Annotated in this window: 19 protein-coding genes and 3 pseudogenes; 9 read left to right on the forward strand and 13 right to left on the reverse strand. The window is 38.0% G+C overall.

Going from position 1 to position 23270, the window contains the following annotated elements; all coding sequences use genetic code 11:
• Positions 1-9: 9 nt before the first annotated feature.
• On the reverse strand, positions 10-1305 hold the full coding sequence (locus KNQ97_RS15705; protein ID WP_033846909.1) for a cation transporter: 1296 nt from the start codon (positions 1303-1305) through the stop codon (positions 10-12).
• A gap of 86 nt (positions 1306-1391) precedes the next feature.
• Between KNQ97_RS15705 and cadR the strand changes: the two genes are divergently transcribed.
• On the forward strand, positions 1392-1784 hold the full coding sequence (gene cadR / locus KNQ97_RS15710) for a Cd(II)/Pb(II)-responsive transcriptional regulator (RefSeq protein ID WP_033846908.1): 393 nt from the start codon (positions 1392-1394) through the stop codon (positions 1782-1784).
• Positions 1785-1911: 127 nt separating this feature from the next.
• Here the strand turns inward: cadR and KNQ97_RS15715 are convergent, their stop codons facing one another.
• The 3 genes from KNQ97_RS15715 to KNQ97_RS15725 all read right to left on the reverse strand — a co-directional run bounded on the left by KNQ97_RS15715 (position 1912) and on the right by KNQ97_RS15725 (position 5124).
• Positions 1912-2841 carry a copper resistance protein B gene (locus tag KNQ97_RS15715; protein WP_033846907.1) on the reverse strand — a complete coding sequence of 310 codons (930 nt, stop codon included), beginning with the start codon at positions 2839-2841 and terminating at the stop codon, positions 1912-1914.
• Entirely contained in the window at positions 2828-4675 is a 1848-nt protein-coding gene (locus KNQ97_RS15720) for a copper resistance system multicopper oxidase (protein ID WP_253612436.1), read from the reverse strand. The genes KNQ97_RS15715 and KNQ97_RS15720 overlap by 14 nt, the downstream gene beginning before the upstream one ends.
• 83 nt (positions 4676-4758) lie before the next feature.
• A complete protein-coding gene (locus KNQ97_RS15725; RefSeq protein ID WP_000853613.1) occupies positions 4759-5124 on the reverse strand; it encodes a hypothetical protein in 366 nt (121 codons plus the stop codon).
• A 149-nt stretch (positions 5125-5273) separates the two neighbouring features.
• Here KNQ97_RS15725 and KNQ97_RS15730 point away from each other — a divergent pair, with 149 nt between their 5' ends.
• Positions 5274-5957 carry a heavy metal response regulator transcription factor gene (locus tag KNQ97_RS15730; protein WP_001221580.1) on the forward strand — a complete coding sequence of 228 codons (684 nt, stop codon included), beginning with the start codon at positions 5274-5276 and terminating at the stop codon, positions 5955-5957.
• Positions 5947-7323, forward strand: coding sequence for a heavy metal sensor histidine kinase (locus KNQ97_RS15735; protein ID WP_000149046.1), 1377 nt, complete (start codon positions 5947-5949; stop codon positions 7321-7323). The genes KNQ97_RS15730 and KNQ97_RS15735 overlap by 11 nt, the downstream gene beginning before the upstream one ends.
• A gap of 77 nt (positions 7324-7400) precedes the next feature.
• Here the strand turns inward: KNQ97_RS15735 and KNQ97_RS15740 are convergent, their stop codons facing one another.
• Positions 7401-9746: a heavy metal translocating P-type ATPase gene (locus KNQ97_RS15740; protein WP_000349575.1), complete on the reverse strand. Its 2346-nt coding sequence runs from the start codon at positions 9744-9746 to the stop codon at positions 7401-7403.
• Positions 9747-10030: 284 nt separating this feature from the next.
• Between KNQ97_RS15740 and KNQ97_RS15745 the strand changes: the two genes are divergently transcribed.
• The 3 genes from KNQ97_RS15745 to KNQ97_RS15755 all read left to right on the forward strand — a co-directional run bounded on the left by KNQ97_RS15745 (position 10031) and on the right by KNQ97_RS15755 (position 11632).
• Positions 10031-10411, forward strand: coding sequence for a copper resistance protein CopC (locus tag KNQ97_RS15745; RefSeq protein ID WP_000689220.1), 381 nt, complete (start codon positions 10031-10033; stop codon positions 10409-10411).
• A 66-nt stretch (positions 10412-10477) separates the two neighbouring features.
• The gene (locus tag KNQ97_RS15750) at positions 10478-11359 is read left to right on the forward strand and encodes a copper resistance D family protein (protein WP_253612437.1); all 882 of its coding nucleotides are present in this window, start codon (positions 10478-10480) and stop codon (positions 11357-11359) included.
• 15 nt (positions 11360-11374) lie between these two features.
• Positions 11375-11632, forward strand: coding sequence for a hypothetical protein (locus KNQ97_RS15755; protein WP_033846899.1), 258 nt, complete (start codon positions 11375-11377; stop codon positions 11630-11632).
• Between the two features lie 105 nt (positions 11633-11737).
• On the opposite strand, the gene KNQ97_RS15760 is transcribed toward KNQ97_RS15755, so the two are convergent.
• The 5 genes and pseudogenes from KNQ97_RS15760 to KNQ97_RS15780 form a co-directional block, all read right to left on the reverse strand.
• Positions 11738-13180, reverse strand: coding sequence for a hypothetical protein (locus KNQ97_RS15760; RefSeq protein ID WP_033846898.1), 1443 nt, complete (start codon positions 13178-13180; stop codon positions 11738-11740).
• An 18-nt stretch (positions 13181-13198) separates the two neighbouring features.
• Positions 13199-14284: pseudogene (locus KNQ97_RS15765) on the reverse strand (TniQ family protein).
• A gap of 16 nt (positions 14285-14300) precedes the next feature.
• Positions 14301-15152, reverse strand: a complete 852-nt coding sequence (locus tag KNQ97_RS15770; protein WP_033846896.1) for a TniB family NTP-binding protein — start codon at positions 15150-15152, stop codon at positions 14301-14303.
• Positions 15149-17038 (reverse strand): DDE-type integrase/transposase/recombinase, encoded by a 1890-nt coding sequence (locus KNQ97_RS15775; protein ID WP_033846895.1) that lies wholly within the window; start codon positions 17036-17038, stop codon positions 15149-15151. Before KNQ97_RS15775 ends, KNQ97_RS15770 begins: the two co-directional genes overlap by 4 nt.
• Positions 17031-17729, reverse strand: coding sequence for a heteromeric transposase endonuclease subunit TnsA (locus tag KNQ97_RS15780; RefSeq protein WP_033846894.1), 699 nt, complete (start codon positions 17727-17729; stop codon positions 17031-17033). The genes KNQ97_RS15775 and KNQ97_RS15780 overlap by 8 nt, the downstream gene beginning before the upstream one ends.
• A 114-nt stretch (positions 17730-17843) precedes the next feature.
• Between KNQ97_RS15780 and KNQ97_RS15785 the strand changes: the two are divergent.
• A pseudogene (locus tag KNQ97_RS15785) lies at positions 17844-18494 on the forward strand (ATP-binding protein); the annotation flags it as partial.
• A 14-nt stretch (positions 18495-18508) separates the two neighbouring features.
• Here the strand turns inward: KNQ97_RS15785 and KNQ97_RS15790 are convergent.
• A pseudogene (locus KNQ97_RS15790) lies at positions 18509-19943 on the reverse strand (PLP-dependent aminotransferase family protein).
• A 111-nt stretch (positions 19944-20054) separates the two neighbouring features.
• Here KNQ97_RS15790 and KNQ97_RS15795 point away from each other — a divergent pair.
• Positions 20055-20831, forward strand: a complete 777-nt coding sequence (locus KNQ97_RS15795; RefSeq protein ID WP_000845032.1) for an aldolase — start codon at positions 20055-20057, stop codon at positions 20829-20831.
• A 15-nt stretch (positions 20832-20846) separates the two neighbouring features.
• Entirely contained in the window at positions 20847-21725 is an 879-nt protein-coding gene (locus KNQ97_RS15800) for a dihydrodipicolinate synthase family protein (RefSeq protein WP_065717670.1), read from the forward strand.
• A 42-nt stretch (positions 21726-21767) separates the two neighbouring features.
• Here the strand turns inward: KNQ97_RS15800 and KNQ97_RS15805 are convergent, their stop codons facing one another.
• Positions 21768-22580: a TorF family putative porin gene (locus KNQ97_RS15805; RefSeq protein ID WP_000975217.1), complete on the reverse strand. Its 813-nt coding sequence runs from the start codon at positions 22578-22580 to the stop codon at positions 21768-21770.
• 56 nt (positions 22581-22636) lie between these two features.
• Complete coding sequence (locus KNQ97_RS15810) at positions 22637-22807, reverse strand: hypothetical protein (protein WP_000097143.1); 171 nt, start codon at positions 22805-22807, stop codon at positions 22637-22639.
• Positions 22808-23270: the final 463 nt, after the last annotated feature.

A 23270-nucleotide genomic window follows, 5' to 3' on the forward strand; every position in this document is an offset into this window, starting at 1 on the left:
TTCAATACCTTATTTCAATGCCAAAATTTTTCGTGCTCCATTCAGCACAAACAATGAAACAAGGATACCAATAATCAAATCTGGATAAGCTGAACCAGTCCAAGCGACTAATATTCCTGCCAAAATTACTCCCATATTCACGATGACATCATTTGCAGTGAATATCCAACTTGCTTTCATATGGGCGCCTCCATTTTTATGGCCTGTCAGTAAATAGAGACAGGCAGCATTTGCAATGAGTGCACATAAAGCAATAATAATCATGATATTGGATTCAGGTTCGCTACCAAACATAAAACGTCTAACTACATCTACAATAACGATTGAGGCCAATATAAGTTGTATCCAACCAGCCAAGTGTGCCGCTTTTACTTGATACCTCGCTGCTTTTCCTACTGCATACAATGCAATGCCATATACAGCCGCATCTGCAAACATATCAAGGGAATCAGCAATAAGACCTGTTGAAGCAGCGATAATTCCACTTATAAATTCAATAAAGAAAAGGACACCATTAATTGCCAACAATAATTTTAAGACTTTTGTCTGTTGAGCTGGATCAGGTGTTTCTGGTAAATCCTCGGTAGTTCTTACAGTTTCAATAAGTACTGCACCGAATCCTAAAGACTCAAGCTTTTCGGTAATTTCATTAATACCGTTTGTATGATAAACCTTTAAATTTCTTTGTGATAAATCAAAGGTTAAGCCCTTAATCTGTTGTAAAGGCGAAAGAGTCATTCTTACCATTTGCTCTTCAGCAGAACAATCCATTTTTGGAATTGAATAGGTACTTACTTCTTTCGCACTCGGTTGACTTTCCAGAATCTCTGATTTATTTAATTTGGCTCCAAATCCGAGATTCTCTAGTTTGGCAGTAATTTCATTAACTTCACCGCTGTGGCGAACTTTAAGGCTTCTATTTGGTAAATCAAAAATCAGCTTATCAATATTCGCGAGTGATGATAGTGTCATCCGAACCATTTGTTCTTCTGCGGAACAATCCATTTTCGGGATATGATATTCACTAATAAAAGTCACTTTACTTACGTTCTCAGCCGCCATTACTGCATTTGTTTTTGAATCTGAACCACATTGTGAATTCGTCCCACTTGAACAGGGCTTAGTACTGCCACAAGACAGCTTCTCTTTACCACCCAGCTCTTGCTCTGTATCACTTCCGCAACAAGAACTATTATTTTTTTCAGGCGCCGAACCTGATGCTTTACAAGCATCCTGTTGAGAAGTCTTTAATTTTTGCTCCGTTTCTTCAAAAGCGCTTTCTTTATTACAACCGCAACCACTCATTGACGTGCCTATAGTCATATCTTCACTTATTGCATATTTAAATCCCTATAGCTACTATAGAGTCAAGCTAGTTTTAGTTGATTACCATGTTTTTAAAAATAGGTGAGTTATCTGAAAAAACTTCTTGTTCAGTATTAACAATAAGGTTCTACGAAAAAGAAGGTTTAATCCCTCAGCCTGAAAGAAATCAGGGGAATTATAGGCTGTATTCTGAAAGCTATATTGATAGACTTAAATTCATTGTGAATTGCCGTTCACTAAATATGAATTTAAGTGAGATTAAGAAATTACTGTCTTACAAAGACATTCCTAATCAAAATTGTTCTGAAGTTAATGAGCTCATTGATTCACATATTAAAGAAGTGCAAAACAACATCCGCAAACAACAAAAACTTATCGAACAACTGTTAGAAATTCGGAAAACCTGCGATGGTATGTGTAATGCTGATCAATGCGGTGTATTGAAAAATTTAGGTTAAATAAGTAAAAATATCAATTAATTCAATGGCGTTTAAAATTCGTATTAGCTCCGATCTGATCAGTTAGTTATTAATATTTGTATAAATTATCTGATCGGATAGGAACTAATACATCAAATTGATTTATTTAAAATACCAATTCGATACCCGCACCATAGACCCATTCTTTTTCAGAATCAGTGGCTTCTTGCATGTTAGTCGCTTTTTGTCCTTTTTCATATTGGTAGGCCACATCAATGAAAGGTCGGATTCTTTTAGTGATCTCATACCGGGTTTTGATACCAGTTTTTAACTCAGATAAACCTGATTTTGCAGCATATTTAGAATCATCGCTAAACACAGCATCTACTTCTAAATAAGGTTGTGTGATCAATTTCTGGGTTAACAGGAAATCACGCTCGACTTCTAAGCTCGCCCCCCAGAAATTATTCTCACCACCGTACAAATAAGCTTGGGTTTCAAAGAAATAGGGAGCTAATCCCAATACGCCAATAACACCATCAACCCGATCACTGTTGCTGTTATTTTTATCTTCACTGTATCTCACCCCAGCCTGTACATCCCAGAAGGGTGCTACATTACGGCTATAAAGTGCAGACACATCATATTTTGGATCATGACTTTCCGCTTTATCCAAATTTGCTTCAATAAATAGGCGATTTTCATCTGTGCCTATCAATGTTTCAATTTTCGATCCTAAAGTACCTTTGCCATCTTCATCCACAGTCCACTCATTCTCAAATTTAGTCGTTTGAAAAACTTGTCCACCATGCTCTTTCAGATGTTTATCATGATTTCGGCTATTAGATGTTTCGGCTTCAAGACCTGTACTGTTATCTCCATCATTACCAGAAGTTGAATTTTGGTAAGTATTACGGTCAACGTAACCTAGCCCGCCAGGCTCTTTTAACAGCATTTTCATACTCTCGGACTGAAAGGATTTAGTACTATTATCCATGCTTTGAATATCTGTATCATTTGCAAAAGCTAGACCTGATAATCCAATTAAAGCTATTGATAAAAGTGTCTTAGAATATATTTTTTTAGTGGTGCGCATGTTGATTTACCCCCTTATCATTAGTATTAGGTTGAGCAACAACATCTTTCGAATCAGTACTATTACTATCGACATTTGCCACAATAAGTTTATTCATCATTCCAGCAGACATGTGATAGAGCAAATGGCAATGAATAGCCCATTCACCTAACTCATCAGCCGTTAATAAAGTTGTAACTGTTTTACCTGGTGGAACAATAATTGTATGTTTATTCGGCATATTACTTGGATCTTGGCCATTTTCCAGCTGCATAAACATGCCGTGTAAATGCATCGGATGAGCCATCATACTATCATTAACAAATTTCAAGCGTATACGCTCACCATATTTCACTTTAAATGGTTCAGTTTCATTAAACTTCTTACCATTAATTGTCCAAATATAGCGCTCCATATTTCCACCTAAGCGGATTTCAATTTCACGCTCTGGAGCACGGGTATCTTTTTGAGGGGTTAAAGATTGTAGATCACTATATTGAAGTGCTTTTAGTCCAGCTGGGGTTGAGGCATTCGCCCATCCGTAAACCACTTCATCTGATCCAGAAGAGCTCATTGTTTTTGGAGACATGTCATGGTCCATACCTTTCATTGAAGACATATCATGATCCATACCTTTCATTGAAGACATGTCATGATCCATACCTTTCATTGAAGACATGTCATGATCCATACCTTTCATTGAAGACATGTCATGATCCATACCTTTCATTGAAGACATATCATGATCCATACCTTTCATTGAAGACATGTCATGATTCATGCCCATATCTTCCATCGTCAGTAAAGCACGGGGACGAGGTGTCGGCATCACAATACTTTTTACAGGTGAAGTATTTTCGTCATGTAATGTACCGATAGAAAAACCACTTCGGTCAATAGATTCAGCTTCAATCTGATAATTTGCCTGTTTCGGTTCTACGATAACATCATAAGTTTCCGCTGTTCCTATCCGGAACTCATCCACTGGCACGGGTTTGACTGGTTGTCCATCCGCGCTGACTACTGTCATTTTCAGATTGGGAATTCTTACATCGAACAAAGACATTGCCGAGGCATTGATAAACCGGAGACGTACTTTTTCTCCAGCTTTAAAGTTTCCAGTCCAATTTTGTTCTGGAGTCTTACCATTCATTAAAAACGTATAGTTTGTTACATCAGACATATCTGTCTTAAGCATTCGCATCTGATTCCACATGGAACGATCTTTCCATGTTGCTTTTAAACCATCTCTTTTAATCTGCCTAAAAACATCAAAAACTGTTTCTCTTCGATTCTGGTAGTAATCAGCTTCTTTCTTGAGATTACTCATAATCTGACCACTAGTAGAATTGTGAAAATCAGAGAGTAAGACTACGTAATCTCTATCAGCTTTTTCTCCGGCCGTTAAAGGAACTTTATTTTTGGGATAAATGACTAAAGGGCCATATAGACCATCTTGCTCTTGACCTTTACTATGCGAGTGATACCAATAGGTTCCATTCTGACGAACCTTGAATTTATATTCATAGGTTTTATTTGGTGCAATACCATCAAACTGGTTGAACCCCGGTACTCCATCCATGATGCCAGGTAAAATTAAACCATGCCAATGAATAGAAGAATCTTGGTTTTTCAACTTGTTGTGTACACGAATAACGGCATCATCGCCTTCCTCAAACTCAAGAAGAGGCGCAACAAACTTACCATTTACAGTAATTCGTTTTAGAGGCTTTCCTGTAATATTCACCGTCTGTTCAGCAATTGTTAAATCATATTCTTTAACCGCTGCCATAACCCAAGTCGACGAAAACAATCCGACTCCTATTAAAAGGACATGACTTAATTTTCTAGACATTTATTTTCACCTATCTATAGTTAATTGAGGGCTAAGCAGGTGGATAAAATACTTTTCCCTCAATATCTTATTTCACGTATTAATTATTTATTTGGCATATTCATTTTAGAATGGTCCATGTCCATCATCTTAGAATGGTCCATGTCCATCATCTTAGAATGGTCCATATCCGTCATCTTAGAATGGTCCATGTCTTTCATCTTAGAATGGTCCATTTGGGACATATCAGACATTTGGCTGTGATCATGCTGACTATGGTTCTGTTGATTTTCCTTACCATCTTTCATATCACAAGGCTTTTTGCATTTCTCTTGTGCTTTTGCATTTACTTTAACTTCTGTACTTAAAGTATTTTTCTGTTGAGCATCAGCAGCCCAAGATTGGCTTCCAGCAATTAAAGTCCCAACACACATAAAAGCAGTTAAGCTACGACGGAATAGAGTTTTCATTGATTGCTCCAAAAATAAATTTTATATAACTAACTTATAGGTTGGAACCGGACATCTATGTGACTTGAAAATGACATTTTTGTAATCTACATCGCATCGTGTATTTATAACGTTATTATGGTCTTAATATGCGATACGGGGCTTAATAAATGAGAATCTTACTAGTTGAAGATGAACAAAAAACTGGTGATTATCTAAAGCAAGGTCTTTCTGAGGCAGGATATATTACAGACTGGGTTACAGATGGCTTATCAGGTAAACATCAAGCTCTTTCTGAAGAATACGATCTAATCATACTAGATGTAATGTTACCGAAGTTAGATGGCTGGAATATCATTAATGATATTCGCAAAAGTGGAAAAACTATGCCTATCCTTTTTCTCTCAGCTCGTGATCAAATTGAAGATAGAGTTAAAGGCCTGGAATTAGGAGCTGATGATTATCTGGTTAAGCCTTTTGCTTTTGCAGAACTTCTTGCCCGAATTAAAACCTTACTTCGTCGCGGTCAACAAAAGGAAGATAGCAATATTATTACGATTGCTGATCTTGAACTTGATCTTCGTAAACGTCGCGTCACACGTGCTGGACAAAGAATTGACCTTACAGCTAAAGAGTTCGCATTGATGGAATTATTCATGCGTAGACGTGGCGAGATTCTGCCTCGTGCTCTCATTGCTTCTCAAATATGGGATATGAATTTTGATAGTGATACCAACGTTGTAGAAGTCGCTATCAAACGTCTAAGAAATAAAATAGATAGTAATTTCAGTCCCAAGTTGATTCAAAACATCCGCGGAATGGGGTATGTCTTAGAGGTAGAAGATGACTCATAAACTGTTTAATGCGATCAGTTTCCGTATTGCACTCATCTTCTCGTTATCTACCATTATTATCTTAATGATTATGGGGCTGGTCATTCATCAGCTTGTTATGCATCATTTCGAAACTCAGGACCGTACTCAGCTAGAAGGGAAAATTCAGCTTTTAGAAAATTTACTGGAACAGAATCCGAAAAATACTGATGAATTAAAGATATATTTAAAAGATGCTTTAGTTGGCCATCATGACCTAATTGTCCAGATTGAACGCCCAACTGGCCAAATCATTTTTAGTTCAGCACCTGCCGTTATAAAGGCTCAAACATTAGTAAAGTCTAAACATATCCCTTGGATAGAGTGGGAAATTCAAAATAAAACCTATCGTGGTTTAGTTTATAAAAAGTCGTTTGATAAAAATATGAGTGTTCCAACTGCTCAGATTATTGTTGGAATCGATACCTCCGAACATCAACATTTTTTAAACGACTTTAGACGACAATTGTTATATATCGGAGTGGTGGGCACAATTTGTTTAATGTTTTTAGGTTGGTTTGCCGCATGGAGAGGCTTACGTCCAGTTCAGAAAATGGCAAAAGTTGCAGAAGGTATTTCAGCTCAGCATCTATCTGAACGGTTAGCGGTCGATAACACTCCTACTGAACTAAAATCATTAGCCATAGCCTTTAACGATATGCTAGATCGATTAGAAACTGCTGTAGAAAAACTCTCAGATTTTTCATCTGATCTTGCCCATGAAATAAGAACGCCAATTAATAATTTAATGACTCAGACTCAAGTATGTTTATCTCGTAGTCGGGATATTAATACTTATCAGGAAGTCCTCTTTTCTAATCTGGAAGAGTTTGAACGTTTGGCTCGAATGGTTTCAGATATGTTATTTCTTGCAAAGGCAGAGCATGGCCTACACTTACCAAACCTGCAACAGGTCAACCTGGTACAAGAAATTTCTGCTCTATTTGACTTTTATGATGCTATCGCTGCTGAAAAGGGAATGTCCCTAGAACAAAGTGGACAAGGATATGTTAAAGGCGATCCTTCAATGTTACGTCGTGCACTGAGTAATTTACTATCAAATGCGATCAAATATGGCAAACCTGATACAGTAATTAAGATTAACTGCCGACAAAATATTGATACCACTATATTTACAATCGAAAATGAAAGCTCACCAATAACATCTGAGCAGCTGAATCGGTTATTTGACCGTTTTTACCGTACGGATGCGTCCAGACAAAGAGTTGAGGAAGGCACAGGTTTAGGTCTAGCAATTACCAAGTCAATTCTTGATGTACATGGTGCAACGATTCAAGCGGACTATAACAACGGTCGGATAGCTTTTAAAATAATTTTTAAAAAATAAATGCTTGTGAATAAAAAATAACTGACTACTCATATCTGTATCTAAAAAATTATGAGTAGTCAGAGAATGATCCTTTCTTAACTACGTAATCTTAAAGCATTACCAATAACCGATGCTGAACTTAGGCTCATTGCTAAAGCTGCGATCATAGGAGAAAGTAGCCAACCGGTAAATGGATATAAAATACCCGCAGCTAAAGGGATGCCTAAAGCATTATAAAGAAATGCAAACATTAGGTTTTGCCTCATATTTTTAATAGTGGCCTCTGACAGGGAACGAGCGATCTCTATACCCCGTAAATCACCTTTGATTAAAGTGACTTGAGCACTATTCATGGCCACATCTGTTCCTGTTCCCATTGCAATACCAATATCTGCTTGAGCTAAAGCTGGGGCATCATTAATGCCATCACCTGCCATTGCAACCATTCTTCCTTCGTTTTGTAATTTATTAACCAGTTCCAGTTTATCTGCCGGTTTAACTTCTCCATAAACTTCATCAATACCTAATCTAGCACCAACTGATTTTGCAGTAGTTAAACCATCTCCTGTGGCCATTATAATTCTTAAACCAGAATTCTTCAGAGCATGCACAGCCTCAGGTGTACTCGCTTTGATTGGATCTGAAACAGCCAATAACCCTACGAGCTTCCCATCAACAGCCAAATGCATAACACTTGCACCTTCTGCTCTTAATTGCTCCGCTTGAGGGATATATGTATCAACTGATATGCCGAGTTGTTCCATTAGGGCTGTATTGCCTAATGCTAATTGTTGCCCGTCTAACTCGCCCTTCACACCAATTCCGGAACCTGACTCGAAAGATGTTGGTGTTGTTAGTACAAGATTTCTTTCACGGGCAGCCCGTACAATTGCATCCGCCAAGGGATGTTCACTACCTTGATCCAAGCTGGCAGCTAATCTGAGAACTTCATTCTCTTCATATCCGGATAAAGCAATGACCTTATCAAACGAGGGGCGGCCTTCTGTTAAGGTGCCTGTTTTATCAATAATTAATGTATCAATCTTACGTAAATTTTCTATTGCTGCGGCATCACGGAAGAGTACGCCATTGGATGCACCACGACCTGTTGCGACCATGATTGACATGGGTGTAGCCAATCCTAAAGCACACGGGCAAGCAATAATTAAAACTGCGACAGCATTGATTAGTCCGTATACCCAACTTGGTTCTGGTCCAAATATTCCCCAACCAAAAAAGGTAAGGATAGATATACCGATCACCACCAGCACAAACCAGCCGGCTACCTGATCTGCCATTCTTTGCATAGGGGCTTTAGAACGCTGAGCTTGTGCCACCATTTGAACTATCTGTGAAAGTACTGTTGAAGAGCCGACCTTTTCCGAGCGCATCACTAATGAACCGTTCATATTCATTGTCGCACCTATGACTTGGTCACCTATACGTTTTGTTACCGGAACCGGCTCTCCCGTTAACATCGACTCATCAATAGAACTAGAACCTTCTGTAATTATTCCATCAACAGGTACTTTTTCACCTGGCCGCACTCTCAGTAAATCTCCAACATGGACATGGGAAAGTGGAATATCTTCCTCTGTACCATCTTTATTAATTTTTCTTGCAGTTTTTGGTGCCAACCCAAGTAAAGATTTTATTGCTGTAGAAGTTTGCGAACGTGCCTTTAACTCAAGAACCTGGCCTAATAAGGTCAGTGAAATGATTGCGGCTGTTGCCTCAAAATAGACAGCAACACGCCCCATAGAGATGAAAGACGCTGGGAAAACTTGTGGGGCTAAAGTCCCAACGACACTATAAATAAATGCAGCTCCAGTCCCAATTCCAATTAAAGTCCACATATTCGGACTACGATTTAAAATTGAATGCCAACATCTAACAAAAAATGGCCAACCTGCCCAAAAGACGATAGGTAAAGTAAGGACAAGTTCAATCCAGCTTTGCACCTTCATTTCAAACCAGTTCAACTGATGCCCGAACATCGCCAAAAATACGACGATGAGGGTTAAAGGTAAGGTGTACCAAAATCTTCTTTTAAAATCTTTAAGTTCAGGATTATCATCAGCTTCATCTAGATTGGGTAGTAATGGTTCCAGGGACATACCGCATATGGGGCAGTTACCGGGATGATTTTGCCGGATTTCCGGATGCATTGGGCAAGTATAAATTGATGAGGTATTTGCATTTACACTATTTGACTGTGCCTCCATCTTATTTAGAGAGGCATTTGCGGAAGCAGATCCATTTTCTTTAGCAATATATAAAGCAGGATCATGCTTAAATTTTATCTGACATTTTTCACTACAAAAGTAAAAAGTCTTATTGCCAACCTGTTCATGAAATTTAGATTCTTCTGTTACAGCCATGCCACAGACAGGATCTTTAAATGCTTCATTTATAGTTTTCTTTTCATGATGATGGTCCATATATAAACCTCCTTCATATTTAATTTTTTTAAAAAAACAATTAGCTTTGGACAGAAATAAATTTCCGGTTATTTGAATATTTAATGAACATTTTTCTTGATAAAGTCAGTGTAGCACTTGTGAGTTTTCAATTCTAAAAATGACAAAAATGTAATTTTGGAGTCATCAAGACGTTTCTCTCATTCTTAAATAATAGGCATACAAAGAGTGATGACCAACTCGATCAATTTAGGAATTTCACTGGGTCATTACTTAGCAAGTACTAATTTTAAAAAGGTGATGAAATGAAAATTTTCCAGAATAAAGTGTCGGCTCTACGTAATGTACTAGTAGGTGCGACTATGGTTGTAGCTGCTTCAAGCGCATTTGCTCATGTCAAACTTGAAAGTGCTACTCCGGCTATTAATGCATCTGTAGCAAGCCAGCCAAAAAATATAACTCTGAATTTTGGTGATGAAGTCATGTTAATGAATGTCAAATTACTTGACGCTCAACGTAAAGACATCCCTTTAAATTACCAGGTAACTCATGATTTAAAAAAATCATTTGAAGTCGCAGTACCTAAACTTAAGAAAGGCAAGTACACAGTGGTTTGGACCACAATGGGTGCTGATGGTCATAACATGAATGGTGAATATAGCTTCACCATTAAATCAGCGAAATAACCATAAAACACCAGTAGTCTATATGCCAGCAGCTTGCTGGCATATTACTATCGCCGGGGAATAAATATGAATCCTGAAACTTGGATATATGCAACGTGGCTGATTAAAGTCGTTTTATATTTAGGAATAGCCTTTGTCGTTGGGGGCGCCTTTAGCTATTTTCTACTGGGACGCTATGTAGAAATCAAGAAAACTCTCCTAAAGTACATTACTATCGGTGCCGGATTAGGCTTTATTTCAAGTACTTTAGGTTTCTTCGTTCTTATAGGAAGTTTTGCCAATACAGGTCTTTCTGGGATGTGGGACAGTAACTACATTAATATCTTAGTAAATACACCTACTGGGCATATCCATATCATCCGTTCAGTCAGCTTCGCACTTTTACTGTTATTTATGCTCGTAAAGCTTAGTAAAGGGACTATCCAGATTTCCAAAGTAGAAGGGACAATTTTTACCATCCTGCTCATCCCCATAGTTTTTAGTTTTTCACAACTAGGCCATGTTACGAATTTACCTTTATTCGCTCAATTCTTATTATCAATACATGTACTTGTAATGTCCTTATGGATGGGATCACTTTTCCCTTTATGGAGAACAACTAAAAAAATTACTGGTCTATCATTAAAAGATCGCATGCACTTATTTGGAAGAATCGCAACATTTGTTGTAGGAATTCTACTCGCTTGTGGTGCCAGTATTGCGCTGTTACTCATTAAAGATTTTAATACGCTACTAAATACTCCTTATGGGCATGGTTTTATTATTAAGATCGCATTTGTTCTAAGCATTTTATTATTAGCTGCCTTTAACAAATGGTATTTTACTCCTCGCTTACAAGACCCAAAATTTGCCGGACAGTTGGGTTATGCCATTTTATTTGAAATGTCATTAGGCCTAATGATCCTTTTAACGACTGGATATATTACAACTGTAGTCGGGATTGAGTAACGGGAGTAATAAGCAATGATTTCATGGATGAAAAAAATCTTTATTGCTGTTATGTCTGTTGTAATGCTTACTTCGGTATGGGCTAAACCAGCTTCACCTAAAACTATGCATGCTCTTGATGACAGTGAATTAAGTAAAATTACAGATCATGATCACTCAGATAAAACCTCGCTTTCCCATAACCAAGCAGAAAAGAAAGAGGTCCCTCAAAATTTAACTAAAGAAAATAATCTTCAAAATTTAAAACTTGTACAAAGCCCTCAGCCCCAGTGATTTCATATGCGTTTTAATTACACACGGGGATAGAAAGCTTCTATTCCCTAGTCGGCATAAGTGGCCTTTATAATTTAAAAGCAGAGACATCAATACACTGCATATCTAGGTTTGTACTTGTCTTCTATCAAGGAAATTACTTCTTTTGGGTATCCAGAAACTTTCATTTCTAAAACTCACAACCAATCCATCTTCAACTTCATTGACCATATTTAGTTGTATTTGTTTAGCGTTGGCGACATCTAACTTATGGAAAAACCTTAAGCAAAGCCTAGTCCACAACAAAAGATCAAAACTACTCTCAGCTATCATTATTAGTTTGATAATCTCTTTTTCTAACTTCTTGTTTCTAACTGTTTTTAGAAAACTAGAGTTTTTAGTAAATGAAAAATCTAAATGGGTACCGTAATTCTGATTTAAAAAAATTAGAAATCCTGTAAGAGCGGCAGCCTGACCAGGATGCTCAGAAAGATAGTGCTTGATATGCCATAGCCGTGGCAGTTTAAACCTTGATTTACTGATCTGTATCATTAAGGCTGCTGCAGGTTTCATTGCTAATCGGGCAGAACGAATACTTGTTTTGCCGTTATATACTCTATTCATTAATACTTCATAGTACTCTTGAAGAATTTGAGCTGAGGATGAAGTTTCCGGGCAAATATCTTTCAACTTATTCAATTGGTCCAGCTCAGAACAAAATTCTTTTGCTTGTATATCTACTTCAAGATGATGTACTTGAGTTAACCATTGCATAGGTAGTACGAACTTACGTAAGCCACTTGATCTTAATCGTGCAAGGAAGTCACGATAAGCTGGAATTTGCTCCTTCCAAAGATCATTTGTTACTTCAAAAAACTTTATATGTTTAACACTAAATAATACTGCTTTATGTGGCCCAACTCGTTGTTCAAGCCATTTAGAATAATTTTTAAAATGTTGTCTAAGGTTTACGTCTTTTAGATTATTTACCAGCTTCGCAACTTTTCGCTCCAGAGCCTGGTGCCAAGAACATATTTCACAATAACTCCCACGTCCAGCCGGGATTTCCTGTTTACAAGACAAGCAAGGATGAGGTTGGCCAGTTAAACATTTTTTGCAGTACATCTGACCTGTTGAAATGTCTACTTCAAGTAGGCGATACCGGCGACAACACGGGCAAGTTCTACAATCACGAGTTGCACACTTAGGACAGACTCTTAAATTATCTGCAAAACGGCTAATTCGGAAAAGTTTCTGTGAAAGACATCCACAACGCTCACAAGCTTGAAACTCTCTAAAATAAACGGAACAACTTTTACAAACTGGACCATTCTCTGTAATTTTTCCTATGGAATAATCAACTCTTTGACAACGAATACATGGCCTATTGTTTTCACATTTCTGGCAAATTGCCAAATGATCATATTTATATAATCTAGCCAGACTTCCGCAGGATGAACATTCCCGTTTTTTAAATACCCGTACATAACATGTATGACAGAATTTATTTGATTTATAGTTTTTATGAATTTTTTTAACGCTTCGGCCACATTCATCACATTGAGGCATTCCTTATTCTCCCTCAATTTAGGAGATCTTTTGCTTTAATCTCCTCATCTTTCGCAATATAGTTTTTTTACTCGTAGGTTTAGGAATTTCTGAAACCTTTTTTATTAAGAGATACTTCCGAGAAACTTTGTCTAGTTGTCTTTCTAGAGGCTGTAATATTTCAGGTATTCTACATCTCTTATCCCAGAAAGAGGTTCTATTCATCTTTAAAGAATGAGCTATTTCGATAAGTCTTATTTGAGGGATATTTAAAAGTTGATAAATATAGGAAAAGATTCGCTCTCTTTCCATTACTGAAAGTTGGCTAAGAACTAAACCTGTCGATAAAAGTTGTATGTGGGGTATTTTAATTCCTAAAGCCTTTAAAAATGCCCAACCCTTACTATTTAAGGGACCTCTAAGAACTTTTCGAATGAATTGATTAAAGACCTGAATGACGTTCAACCATTCTGATATAGAAATTAAAGTATTTGTATAAATCGCATATCCTTGCCTTAGAAAAAGGTCAAAATCTTCCTGTAATCTCAAAGCATTTTGATCAATGGTATTGGCTTTCACATCAGGAAGTTTCTTTTTACATATAGCACAGCAAGATAGAGTTCGATCCGGGGCTTCCAATAACCTTGGTTGAATAGCCTTATGACAGTGGGGGCACTGGTCTACTAAGCGTAACTGATGCTTAGTACAACCCACATGTAATACATACCGCTAATTCAGGTGGTAGTAAGCAACAGGATCTTCTTCCAAGCACTTCGGGCAATATTGCCAGCCGCCACTATGTTTACGATTTCTTGTACCTAAAGCTAGAATCCATTGATGAGGGTTTAGTTCATTATTTTGTACAAATAATTCCTTAAAAGTAGCGTTATTTAATTGATCCTGACTGACAGCTGTCTTACGAGCTAATATTTCTAAATATTCTTGATTAAGTCCTTTATCAATATCTATAGTCCATACTCTCCATTTAGGCCAAATTATTCCCGTTAAACTTAATGGATCACAACCGCATCCAAGGGCAACCCGTATTAACCAAGAGGATAAAGCTTCATCCTGAAATAAAGGTGTTCGGGTTACCCAATAATAAGTCTCTCGGGTAGGTGCCATATTGGAGCCTCACAGACTATCTCACATCTTCTAATAAATGATGATCAATATATTCCTGACCTGAAATAATAGCTTTCTTGGCAGCCTCTCTTAACAAACTACGTAAATTTCCTAAGTTTCCTTCAGTAATGTCATGTAAATACTTTACCGTGGCTGGCTCAGCTAATCTTGAAGGTTGTTTAAGCGGAAGTACTTTTTCAAATTTATTTACTAGAGCCTGAAATTCTTTATCAAGCTGCCATAAAGGTAAGTTAACAACACGAAAACGGCTCACGTGCTGCGGATCTGTATAAAGTACACGGACTGCTTCTTCCGTACCAAAACCCACCACCGGGATCTGGGTTTCATTACACAAGTATTTGATCGCATTCATGACTGTTCTCTGCTTAATGGGGGTCCCACATAATAAAGAATTCATCTCATCAATAATGAGTAGCTTCACCTCATAAAGTTTAAGACAGTGCACAACCTGATACCTTAATTTAGCAACCGGATCTCTTTCCCGGAAAGGTTCCCAAAATCTATCCAGGATCGCCATATATAAAGCTTTCTCATCAGGGGAAACAGGTGCTTGAACAACAATGACAGGCTTTACTGCATTATTCAGCTCATTGATATATCCCTCACCATAGAGCTTAAAAAATTGGTTAATGATTGATGTCTTACCATTATTAGGCTTACTTAACACCAGTAAATTAGGCATACGACTTCGTTTTGGGAGGGTAAGCATGCCCTTTAACTGATCTAATAAATCATTCGCTGCCGGGTATCCGATCCAACGATCCTCTTCAAGAAAGTACAGCCGATCCTCATTAGATTGATCAACAATAGGGCGAAATTCCTGGAAAATATGTGGATAATTACTCATGAAATATCCTCATCATTTTCTAGCTCATCTAAAGGTAATAACCCATATAAGTTTTCAAGTTGTTGCTCCATAACTGTGCTCTCTTGCTGAGATTTTTTATCCTGAATTGAGGCAGGGTTAATACTCTGTTGATGTTGAGTACTACGCTGATATGATCTGCGAGCACGACGAGTCTTAGTACTCGCTTCTTGTACTCGTTCACGAAGTTTAGCCAAAGCCTGTCCAAGCTCATGATCTTTTAAATATTCACCAGTTTCTTTTTTCAGTTCCTGAATTTTTTTATGTTCCCAGATACTAAAAGGCGGAATACTTTGATCTGCTAAAGGAACCTTAAAATAGTTTTTGATTTCCGGGTCAAAGAACCATATTTCACTGATATTCCGTGGATCACGTCTAAAAATAAACTTACGTTTCTCTTTATGGTTATCAGGGTCTACTGAATTGATCCAGCCTCTCAATACATCCGAATAATATGACAGCCCATCAATAGTTACGCCTGTGGTTTGAATAGTTCGTTCAAAACTCGGTAAAAAATCAAGGAAAAAATTATGATCATTTGCAGGTAATCTGGCTGCACCAGATCCTAAAGTATTCTTATCACCAAAAATACCAAGTTCAAAAGCATGTAGAGGTGATGTACCTAAAGCTGAGTGTTTCCGTTTATGGTAAACATTACAGATAAAGTCAATCAGCCAATCCTCAAACTCTGTAAATGTGAAAACGGCTTCTGTATCAGAGTTATAGTCTTTTCTTTGAAAAATATTAGAGAAAGTAGTACCTGGTACTGCATGAATATCTGTAGCAAATGTCCCCATCAAACGTTCAATATGTCCACCAAAGCGTGGTTTTTTAACAGGTCGATATTCGAGACGAATATCATGCGCCATACAGGCATTTCTGAAAGTTTCTGAATGGAATTCGGAACCATTGTCTACATGAATCGTATTCATAATTCCCCAAACAGGCCACTCAGTCTGGATTTTGCGTAAGGCCAGCCATTTCTCTTTAGGTAATACTGCTTGAGATACACACATAGCAATCGACATTACAGAAGGCGCATCTAAAGAAAGGTAATAACCGACAACAACCCGTGAAAAGACATCAATTGCAAGGGTTAGATAAGGACGTCCAATAGGTTGTCGATTAAAATCATCTACTAAAATAAGGTCCACTGGGGTATGGTCAATCTGAACCACTGCAAGTGGATAATCTGCATGTGGAAATTTTCCAGCAGCAGGAGTAAATCTATTATTTGCCTTTTCTTTATGTCCTCTTTTACGAAGAGCTTCTTTTTGACTAATCGCTGCTATACGATTTCGTACCGTATTTGCATGAGGGACATCAAGAATATGATATTCATGGCATAAGCGTTTCACCTCAAGTACAACTTTTTGAACACTTATTCTCTGATTGGTCAGGTATAAATCTTTAATCGCTTTTTCAATAATTGCTTCGGCATGCTTATTAATCATTTTTTGACCTTGAGGCAAACCCTCTTTTTTAGGTCTCAGTCCATCAATAGTTCCATATGCGTTATAGATTTTTAACCATCTATATACAGTTGCCGGGTTTATATCATGTTGTTTCGCACGTAACTCTACTTCCTTACGACCACTCACACCCTCCTCAATGAAGGGGCGGATGATATTGAAACGCCTTTCAGCTTCCACCCAATCTTTATCAGGAATGAGATTTATATCTTCATACTTTTCAGTGGGTAGTGCTGGTTCCAATTCACTAATAGCAGCAATACCTTTTCTGCCCGTATTCTTGTTTTCAACAAAGACAGATTTAAGATCAATGATCTCAAGAATTGTATGCGGAACACCTTTAACCTGAACGGATTCACCAGCAGCAATCTTGATATTTATACGTCTATCATTCATAGTAATTTCCGCTTGTCCAAAGTTCCGTAGAAGGCTGCAAAGGCTGACTTAGATCACATACTAAATAACCATGAGCAACTAAATACCAAATTTGACTAATGCCATTTGCACGGTCCCATTTACCGGAAAAATGCCGTGCTAAAAGTGTGTCAAAAGTGACGACTTCCCGATCTCGTACATAATCTATTAAATGTTTTGAATCGGCGAAAGAAAAGTTCATTTTTCGGTATTTTTGCAGAAACATAGCATTTAACCATAACCGATCACGAATACGTCCTTCATGCGCGATATGGAATTTCCAGCCTTCTTCTTTGCAAATAGTCATAGCAGCACGGTATCTTGTTTTCCAAAGATTTAAATTCTGTTCTAACTCTGCTGCCGGCTTTACTTCGACTAATTTAGGGGGAATAAAAGGAAGATAGTTATCATGTTTATAAGTTACTAAAAAGTCGGGGGTATAAACCCGTTTCTTTCCATTATCAATATACTCAATAGTAAATGGTTGAGACTCAACAGCAAGAACGTTGGGATCAATTTCCAAACGGATAAGAAAATCTCTTTCAAGTGTAGATTCAAAAGCAACAGCAGAATCTTTTTTAAAAGGGTACAGACCAGATACACTAATGCGTGTATTACCAACTTTTCTTCGGGCCGGTACGATCTTTACCGTGTCGCATAATTGATTGTACATTCTTGGTTCCGTCGCATAGTTCATTATAAGATTTGTCGCACAGTTCTTTGTAAAAAGTGTTCTAAGTTATTGACTCATACTTAAATTGTCGCATAGTTCTTTGTAAATGACAGCGGTTCACACCCTAAACCGGGTGAAATTACTTTATCTCATTTAGGTGTTCTATTTTTAGATGAACTCCCCGAGTTTGACAGAAAGGTTCTAGAAGTCTTACGCCAACCGCTTGAGTCAAAAGAAATCATTATTTCACGTGCGGCTCGGCAAATTACTTATCCGGCGAACTTTCAGCTCATTGCAGCAATGAATCCTTGTCCATGTGGGTATGCATTTAATCAAGATAGCCGTTGTCAGTGTTCACCAGAAAGCATTAAACGCTATCAAAACCGCATATCGGGACCGTTACTCGACCGCATCGATTTACATATTGATGTACCGCCATTAAAAGCTCAAGAACTGCAAGACCCAACGCCTGCAGAAGATTCTACAACTGTGCGACAACGTGTGATTTATGCTTATGAACAACAAATGCAAAGACAGGGTTGTTTGAATCAGGCGCTCTCACCAAAACAACTGGAACAACATGCCGTTCTCGATAGTACTTCACAGCGAATGATTGAAATGGCTCAGCAACGTTTAAATTTATCTGCTCGTGCTTATCATCGCGTTTTACGGGTTGCTCGTACTATTGCCGATTTGGCTCAAAGTGAGATCATTCAAAGTCCTCATCTTACAGAAGCACTCTCTTATCGAGGTAATCATTCTTAAAATTAAACAGCGGATTATGAGTCCGCTGTTCTTTTATTAAAGAGCTTCATTTAAGGTCTCAATTAGAGAGGTGATTTCTTTCTCTGATAAAGCTGCAAAACCAAAGCGAATACAATGATTAGCACATTCTTTCTGTTTAAACTTCTGCTCTGTATCAATGTTGAGTTCTTTTAGCTTTATGAGCTGATCTTGAGTAAATGATTTCTGAAATTTTACCCACAAAGCCATTCCACCCGCAGGCGGTTGTATCTCAATACTTTCAGCAAAAACTCTTTGAAACTCAGCTAACGCATGGTCTCGACGTAACTGATAAATCTTTTTCATTTTACGAATATGACGCTTGATCTCCCCTCGTTGCATTAAATCTGCTAAAGCGAGTTCTGTAATATTATTGCCCTGCCGATCAATCAATAAAATATCTTCAGTAATAGTTTGAATGATGGTTGGAGCTGCCACGATGTAACCTAACCGAATACCGGGTGCAAAAACTTTAGACAATGAACCTACATGAATAACCAACTCAGAATGGGGCAAACTTGCTAAGGGTGGCATAGGCCGGCTGTCATAGTGGAATTCGTGGTCATAGTCATCTTCAATAATGTAAAACCCCCATTTTTTTGAAAGCTCTAAGAGTTGAAGACGGCGGCTCATTGTCATGGTAACGGTTGTAGGGTACTGATGATGTGGCGTTGTATAAATTGCTGCAACCGAGTGTTCTTTTAAAATCCGTTCAAGATCTTCAATAACAATACCTTGATCATCTAATTTGACAGAAACCACTTGAAAGCCATTTGATTGGAACGCTTTAACAGCAGATGGGTAATACAGCTCTTCAACGACAATAACGCCCTGCCGATTGGGTAATGCTCGAGAGGCAAGAAAAATTCCCATCTGGCTACCACGTACAATACAAATCTCATCTTCCGCAACATTCATGAAACGTTCCATCGACAACATTTGTTTTAAAGCCTGCCTTAGTTCAGCCATACCGCGTGGGTCACCATATCCCATATACTGGTTTTGAGTAATTTTAATGAGTGCGTGCCGATAGGCCCTCGAAAACAATTCATAGGGAATAAGCCTCGGATCTGGCACACCATCGTTATGGGGCCGCTGAGCAACTTGTTGAATTATTGGTTTATTACTAACTTTTCGATCAGCTCTTGGCTCTATATGAGGCTTTTTTTCCGGTAAAACATCTGCCACAAATGTGCCTTTTCGAGGCCGAGTCACAAGCCAACCTTGTGCCTCCAATTCTTCATAAACTGCTTGTACCGTTTTTCGATTAATTCCCAATTCTTTTGACAGGCTGCGAGACCCCGGCAGCATAGTGCCCTGTACTAAACGGCCACTCAAAATTTCCTGACTAATCAAGTTAGTTAGTTTTAGAAAAACCGTTTTTTCTTCTCTTTCATCAATGCGGAAATGTATTTGCCAAGGTCTTAGCATATTCGCCCCATCTGGACCATATAACTTATAAAAACTGGATGTATTTATCCATCCAGATATTTTCTATTCTGCCTTCACCTACTTAATTTGGTCAACTGGACTGGAGAAGAGATGAAGACTGCTTCTGTAAATAAACACGACTTGATGCAACACGCACAGCAAGACATGCAAAAGTGGATGAGCGACTTAGATTTAACAGACCGTCAAAAGCTTGCACTGACTTGCCGTATTTTATTCGATCATGGGCATGACGCTGGTTTAGCGGGTCAAATTACATGCCGTAGTGAAAATAAAGAAACCTTTATTACTCAACGTTTCGGTTTAGGTTTTGATGAAATTACTGCTTCAAACTTGCTTGAGGTGAATCAGGACTTAGAACCCATCAATCAAGAAGGCATGGCAAACCCAGCCAACCGTTTCCACACATGGATTTATAAAGAACACCCAGAAGTGAACTGTATTATCCATACGCATCCTACCCATGTAGCGGCTCTATCGATGTTACAGATTCCACTTATGGTTTCCCAAATGGACGTTTGCGCACTTTACGAAGACTGCTCATTTGTAGGTCATTGGCCGGGAGTTCCTGTAGGTAATGAAGAAGGTCTTTTGATTTCTTCCGCGCTGGGTAAAAACCGCGCTGTTTTATTGTCTCATCATGGTCAATTGGTCACAGGAAAAACCATTGAAGAAGCATGCAACTTAGCTCTTTTAATTGAACGCGCAGCTCAACTGCAACTTTTAGCCATGTCTGCCGGACAAATCCAGCCTATCCCCCACGCTTTGGCAGCAGAAGCCCATGATTGGGTATCTACCGATAAACGCAACAAAGTGAACTTTGCTTACTACGCACGTAAAGCTTTGAAAAAACATTCTGACTGTATTTAAAAAGAGACCTCGACTATGAAATTAAACGGCATTATTGGCTACCCTGTTACTCCCTTTTCTGATGACAACACTATCAATCTTCCTGTTCTAAAACAAATGCTGGATTTACTTATTGAAAATGGCTGCGACGCGATTGCACCTTTAGGCAGTACAGGTGAAAGCGCTTATCTTGAATGGGATGAATGGTGCTTAGTCGCGAAAACTTCAATTGAAAGCATTAATAAGCGCGTGCCTGTTATTATTGGAATTTCAGAACTCACGACTAATCAAGCCATCAAAAAAGCTCAAATCGCGCAAAGCTATGGTGCAGATGCACTTATGGTGATTCCTGTATCTTATTGGAAGCTAACAGACCAAGAGATTTTTGAATATTATCAAGCAATTGCCCAAGAAACTACTCTACCAATTATGATTTATAACAACCCCGCGACCAGTGGTGTTGATATGTCTCCTGAATTAATCGTGCGCATGTTTAATAACATTGCAAATATTATGATGGTAAAAGAAAGCAGCGGCGATATTCAGCGCATGCATAAAATTTATGAGCTATCAAAAGGTGAACTTCCGTTTTATAACGGCTGTAACCCTCTAGCTTTAGAAGCTTTATGCGCAGGAGCAAGCGGTTGGTGTACAGCAGCACCCAATCTGTTAGGACAACGACCTCAACAGCTCATTGAACATGTAAAAAATGGCGAATTGGAACAGGCCCAGAAGTCATTTTATCAGCAACTTCCTCTACTACGCTTTATTGTAAGTGGTGGTCTGCCTAAAACGATTAAAGCTGGTTTACAACTAAAAGGTGTCGCTGCAGGAGCACCACGCAAGCCGTTGACCAAAGCCACGGATATTGAGCTTAATCAGTTAAAACAACTACTTTCTGAAATAGAAAACTAATAAAAAAGCGGGTTTATTGACCCGCTTTTTTAAAACCCCAACTTAGAATGTTTTAGTTAAACTAAACACTAAACCTGTGTCATAAGGTTTTTTCTGGGCATCAGTCATGCCAGAAGTACTAATATCTGTACCGACAACATCTAGCTCAGCAACAATACCCAAGATGTTATAGTTTACGCCGACTTTATAATCAATATAGCTATCATCTTCACCTGGTCCACCAGCAACTACAAGTAAAGAATCTTTGTTTTTAAGCTTGTTATAACCAACTGAAGCAAGTCCAGTAAATCCGGTGTCTGCAATTGGTGCCGAATAACCCACGTTAAAATACCAGAACTCGTCAGAGTGGCCCCAGTAATCGTTAGAATAATTCACGCCGACACTAAGGGCATCACCTTTAAATAAAGAATCTGCAAACGTTAATTTTCCGTAAAACTCGGTAAAGTCAAAACCAGTGTCACCATTGTATGGATTAGTGAATTTTGAATCAGAGCCAATATAACCATAACGGATCACACCAACATCATAAGTCGGTGCAAGTGTGTCTGACAGTTTTAAGGTGTTGGTATAACCTAACGAGATATCAGTTTCAGTTGAAACACCAGGTGTATTAAAGTCTACGCTTGACCCCCAAAGCGCAACATAAGCACCTGACTTATGAGAGAAAGTGAAACCACCTTGAATAGCTGGGTTGTTTGAAGACTGCGTAATACCACGGAAGCGATAATCTGTAGTAGCGGCCACACTACCAGTTGCGGTGATGCCGTAAAAAGATGGAGCATCTTCAGCCATAACCATGGTTGAACCTGCCGTGAGTACGCCGACTGTTACTGCTTTAAGTGCAAACTTCATCATTTTGATCTCCCCCACAATGAACGCACGATTTATATGACTTAAACAAATTTTGTTGCTTAAGCTTTAGCAATTGCTGTGCCAAGTTCATATTTGGTATCGCTACACTTCATTAATTTAGAGACTAAAAAACTTATACAACGCGAAAAATAAAAACCTCCTAAATAATTATTTTTATATATAACAATAAAGTATGAATAATTTGTCTGCTTAAAATATAAAGAAGACATGAGAAAACACCTTATCGGAAATAACCAAGCCGAGCTCGGTAATATTGAATGGTAAGGTGTAAAGTCTCTATTTCATTTCTACATAAGGAGATAAAAACTCCATAAATTTATTAGTACAGAGCCTCTTTATTTAACCCTTATTTTTATTTATGAACCATTTTGGGCTTTTTCCGCACGAAAATATAAATAAAAAATAAATTGCACAAATTTCATGCAAATTATCGCACTAAATTTGATCGATAAAGTCTATGGGTTTTCTGACATTGCTTTTGTCTCTGTTTTAAACAATTTTTTGATATAAAAATGTTATAAAGTAACAATATAGAGTGAGATTACTAAAAATTGCTCAAGAAAATTGCTTAAGATGAGATTAAAAAGTAAACATATCAAACAAAAAAGAGTAAAAATTGAACACAAAAATCAAGTGTTTTTAAAATTTTCACATAAGAAAAAATGGTAAAAT

This window comes from Acinetobacter sp. UC24323 (assembly GCF_024151445.1).
GTDB classification, from domain to species: Bacteria; Pseudomonadota; Gammaproteobacteria; order Pseudomonadales; family Moraxellaceae; genus Acinetobacter; species Acinetobacter baumannii.

Coding starts and splice junctions, on each gene's coding strand:
- KNQ97_RS15760 (WP_033846898.1), bottom strand. CDS start 13,180: ATGCCTCAATGTGATGAATGTGGCCGAAGCGTTAAAAAAATTCATAAA.
- KNQ97_RS15800 (WP_065717670.1), top strand. CDS start 20,847: ATGAAATTAAACGGCATTATTGGCTACCCTGTTACTCCCTTTTCTGAT.
- KNQ97_RS15750 (WP_253612437.1), top strand. CDS start 10,478: ATGAATCCTGAAACTTGGATATATGCAACGTGGCTGATTAAAGTCGTT.
- KNQ97_RS15740 (WP_000349575.1), bottom strand. CDS start 9,746: ATGGACCATCATCATGAAAAGAAAACTATAAATGAAGCATTTAAAGAT.
- KNQ97_RS15755 (WP_033846899.1), top strand. CDS start 11,375: ATGATTTCATGGATGAAAAAAATCTTTATTGCTGTTATGTCTGTTGTA.
- KNQ97_RS15725 (WP_000853613.1), bottom strand. CDS start 5,124: ATGAAAACTCTATTCCGTCGTAGCTTAACTGCTTTTATGTGTGTTGGG.
- cadR (WP_033846908.1), top strand. CDS start 1,392: ATGTTTTTAAAAATAGGTGAGTTATCTGAAAAAACTTCTTGTTCAGTA.
- KNQ97_RS15770 (WP_033846896.1), bottom strand. CDS start 15,152: ATGAGTAATTATCCACATATTTTCCAGGAATTTCGCCCTATTGTTGAT.
- KNQ97_RS15720 (WP_253612436.1), bottom strand. CDS start 4,675: ATGTCTAGAAAATTAAGTCATGTCCTTTTAATAGGAGTCGGATTGTTT.
- KNQ97_RS15795 (WP_000845032.1), top strand. CDS start 20,055: ATGAAGACTGCTTCTGTAAATAAACACGACTTGATGCAACACGCACAG.
- KNQ97_RS15780 (WP_033846894.1), bottom strand. CDS start 17,729: ATGTACAATCAATTATGCGACACGGTAAAGATCGTACCGGCCCGAAGA.
- KNQ97_RS15730 (WP_001221580.1), top strand. CDS start 5,274: ATGAGAATCTTACTAGTTGAAGATGAACAAAAAACTGGTGATTATCTA.
- KNQ97_RS15705 (WP_033846909.1), bottom strand. CDS start 1,305: ATGAGTGGTTGCGGTTGTAATAAAGAAAGCGCTTTTGAAGAAACGGAG.
- KNQ97_RS15775 (WP_033846895.1), bottom strand. CDS start 17,038: ATGAATGATAGACGTATAAATATCAAGATTGCTGCTGGTGAATCCGTT.
- KNQ97_RS15745 (WP_000689220.1), top strand. CDS start 10,031: ATGAAAATTTTCCAGAATAAAGTGTCGGCTCTACGTAATGTACTAGTA.
- KNQ97_RS15735 (WP_000149046.1), top strand. CDS start 5,947: ATGACTCATAAACTGTTTAATGCGATCAGTTTCCGTATTGCACTCATC.
- KNQ97_RS15715 (WP_033846907.1), bottom strand. CDS start 2,841: ATGCGCACCACTAAAAAAATATATTCTAAGACACTTTTATCAATAGCT.
- KNQ97_RS15810 (WP_000097143.1), bottom strand. CDS start 22,807: ATGTCTTCTTTATATTTTAAGCAGACAAATTATTCATACTTTATTGTT.
- KNQ97_RS15805 (WP_000975217.1), bottom strand. CDS start 22,580: ATGATGAAGTTTGCACTTAAAGCAGTAACAGTCGGCGTACTCACGGCA.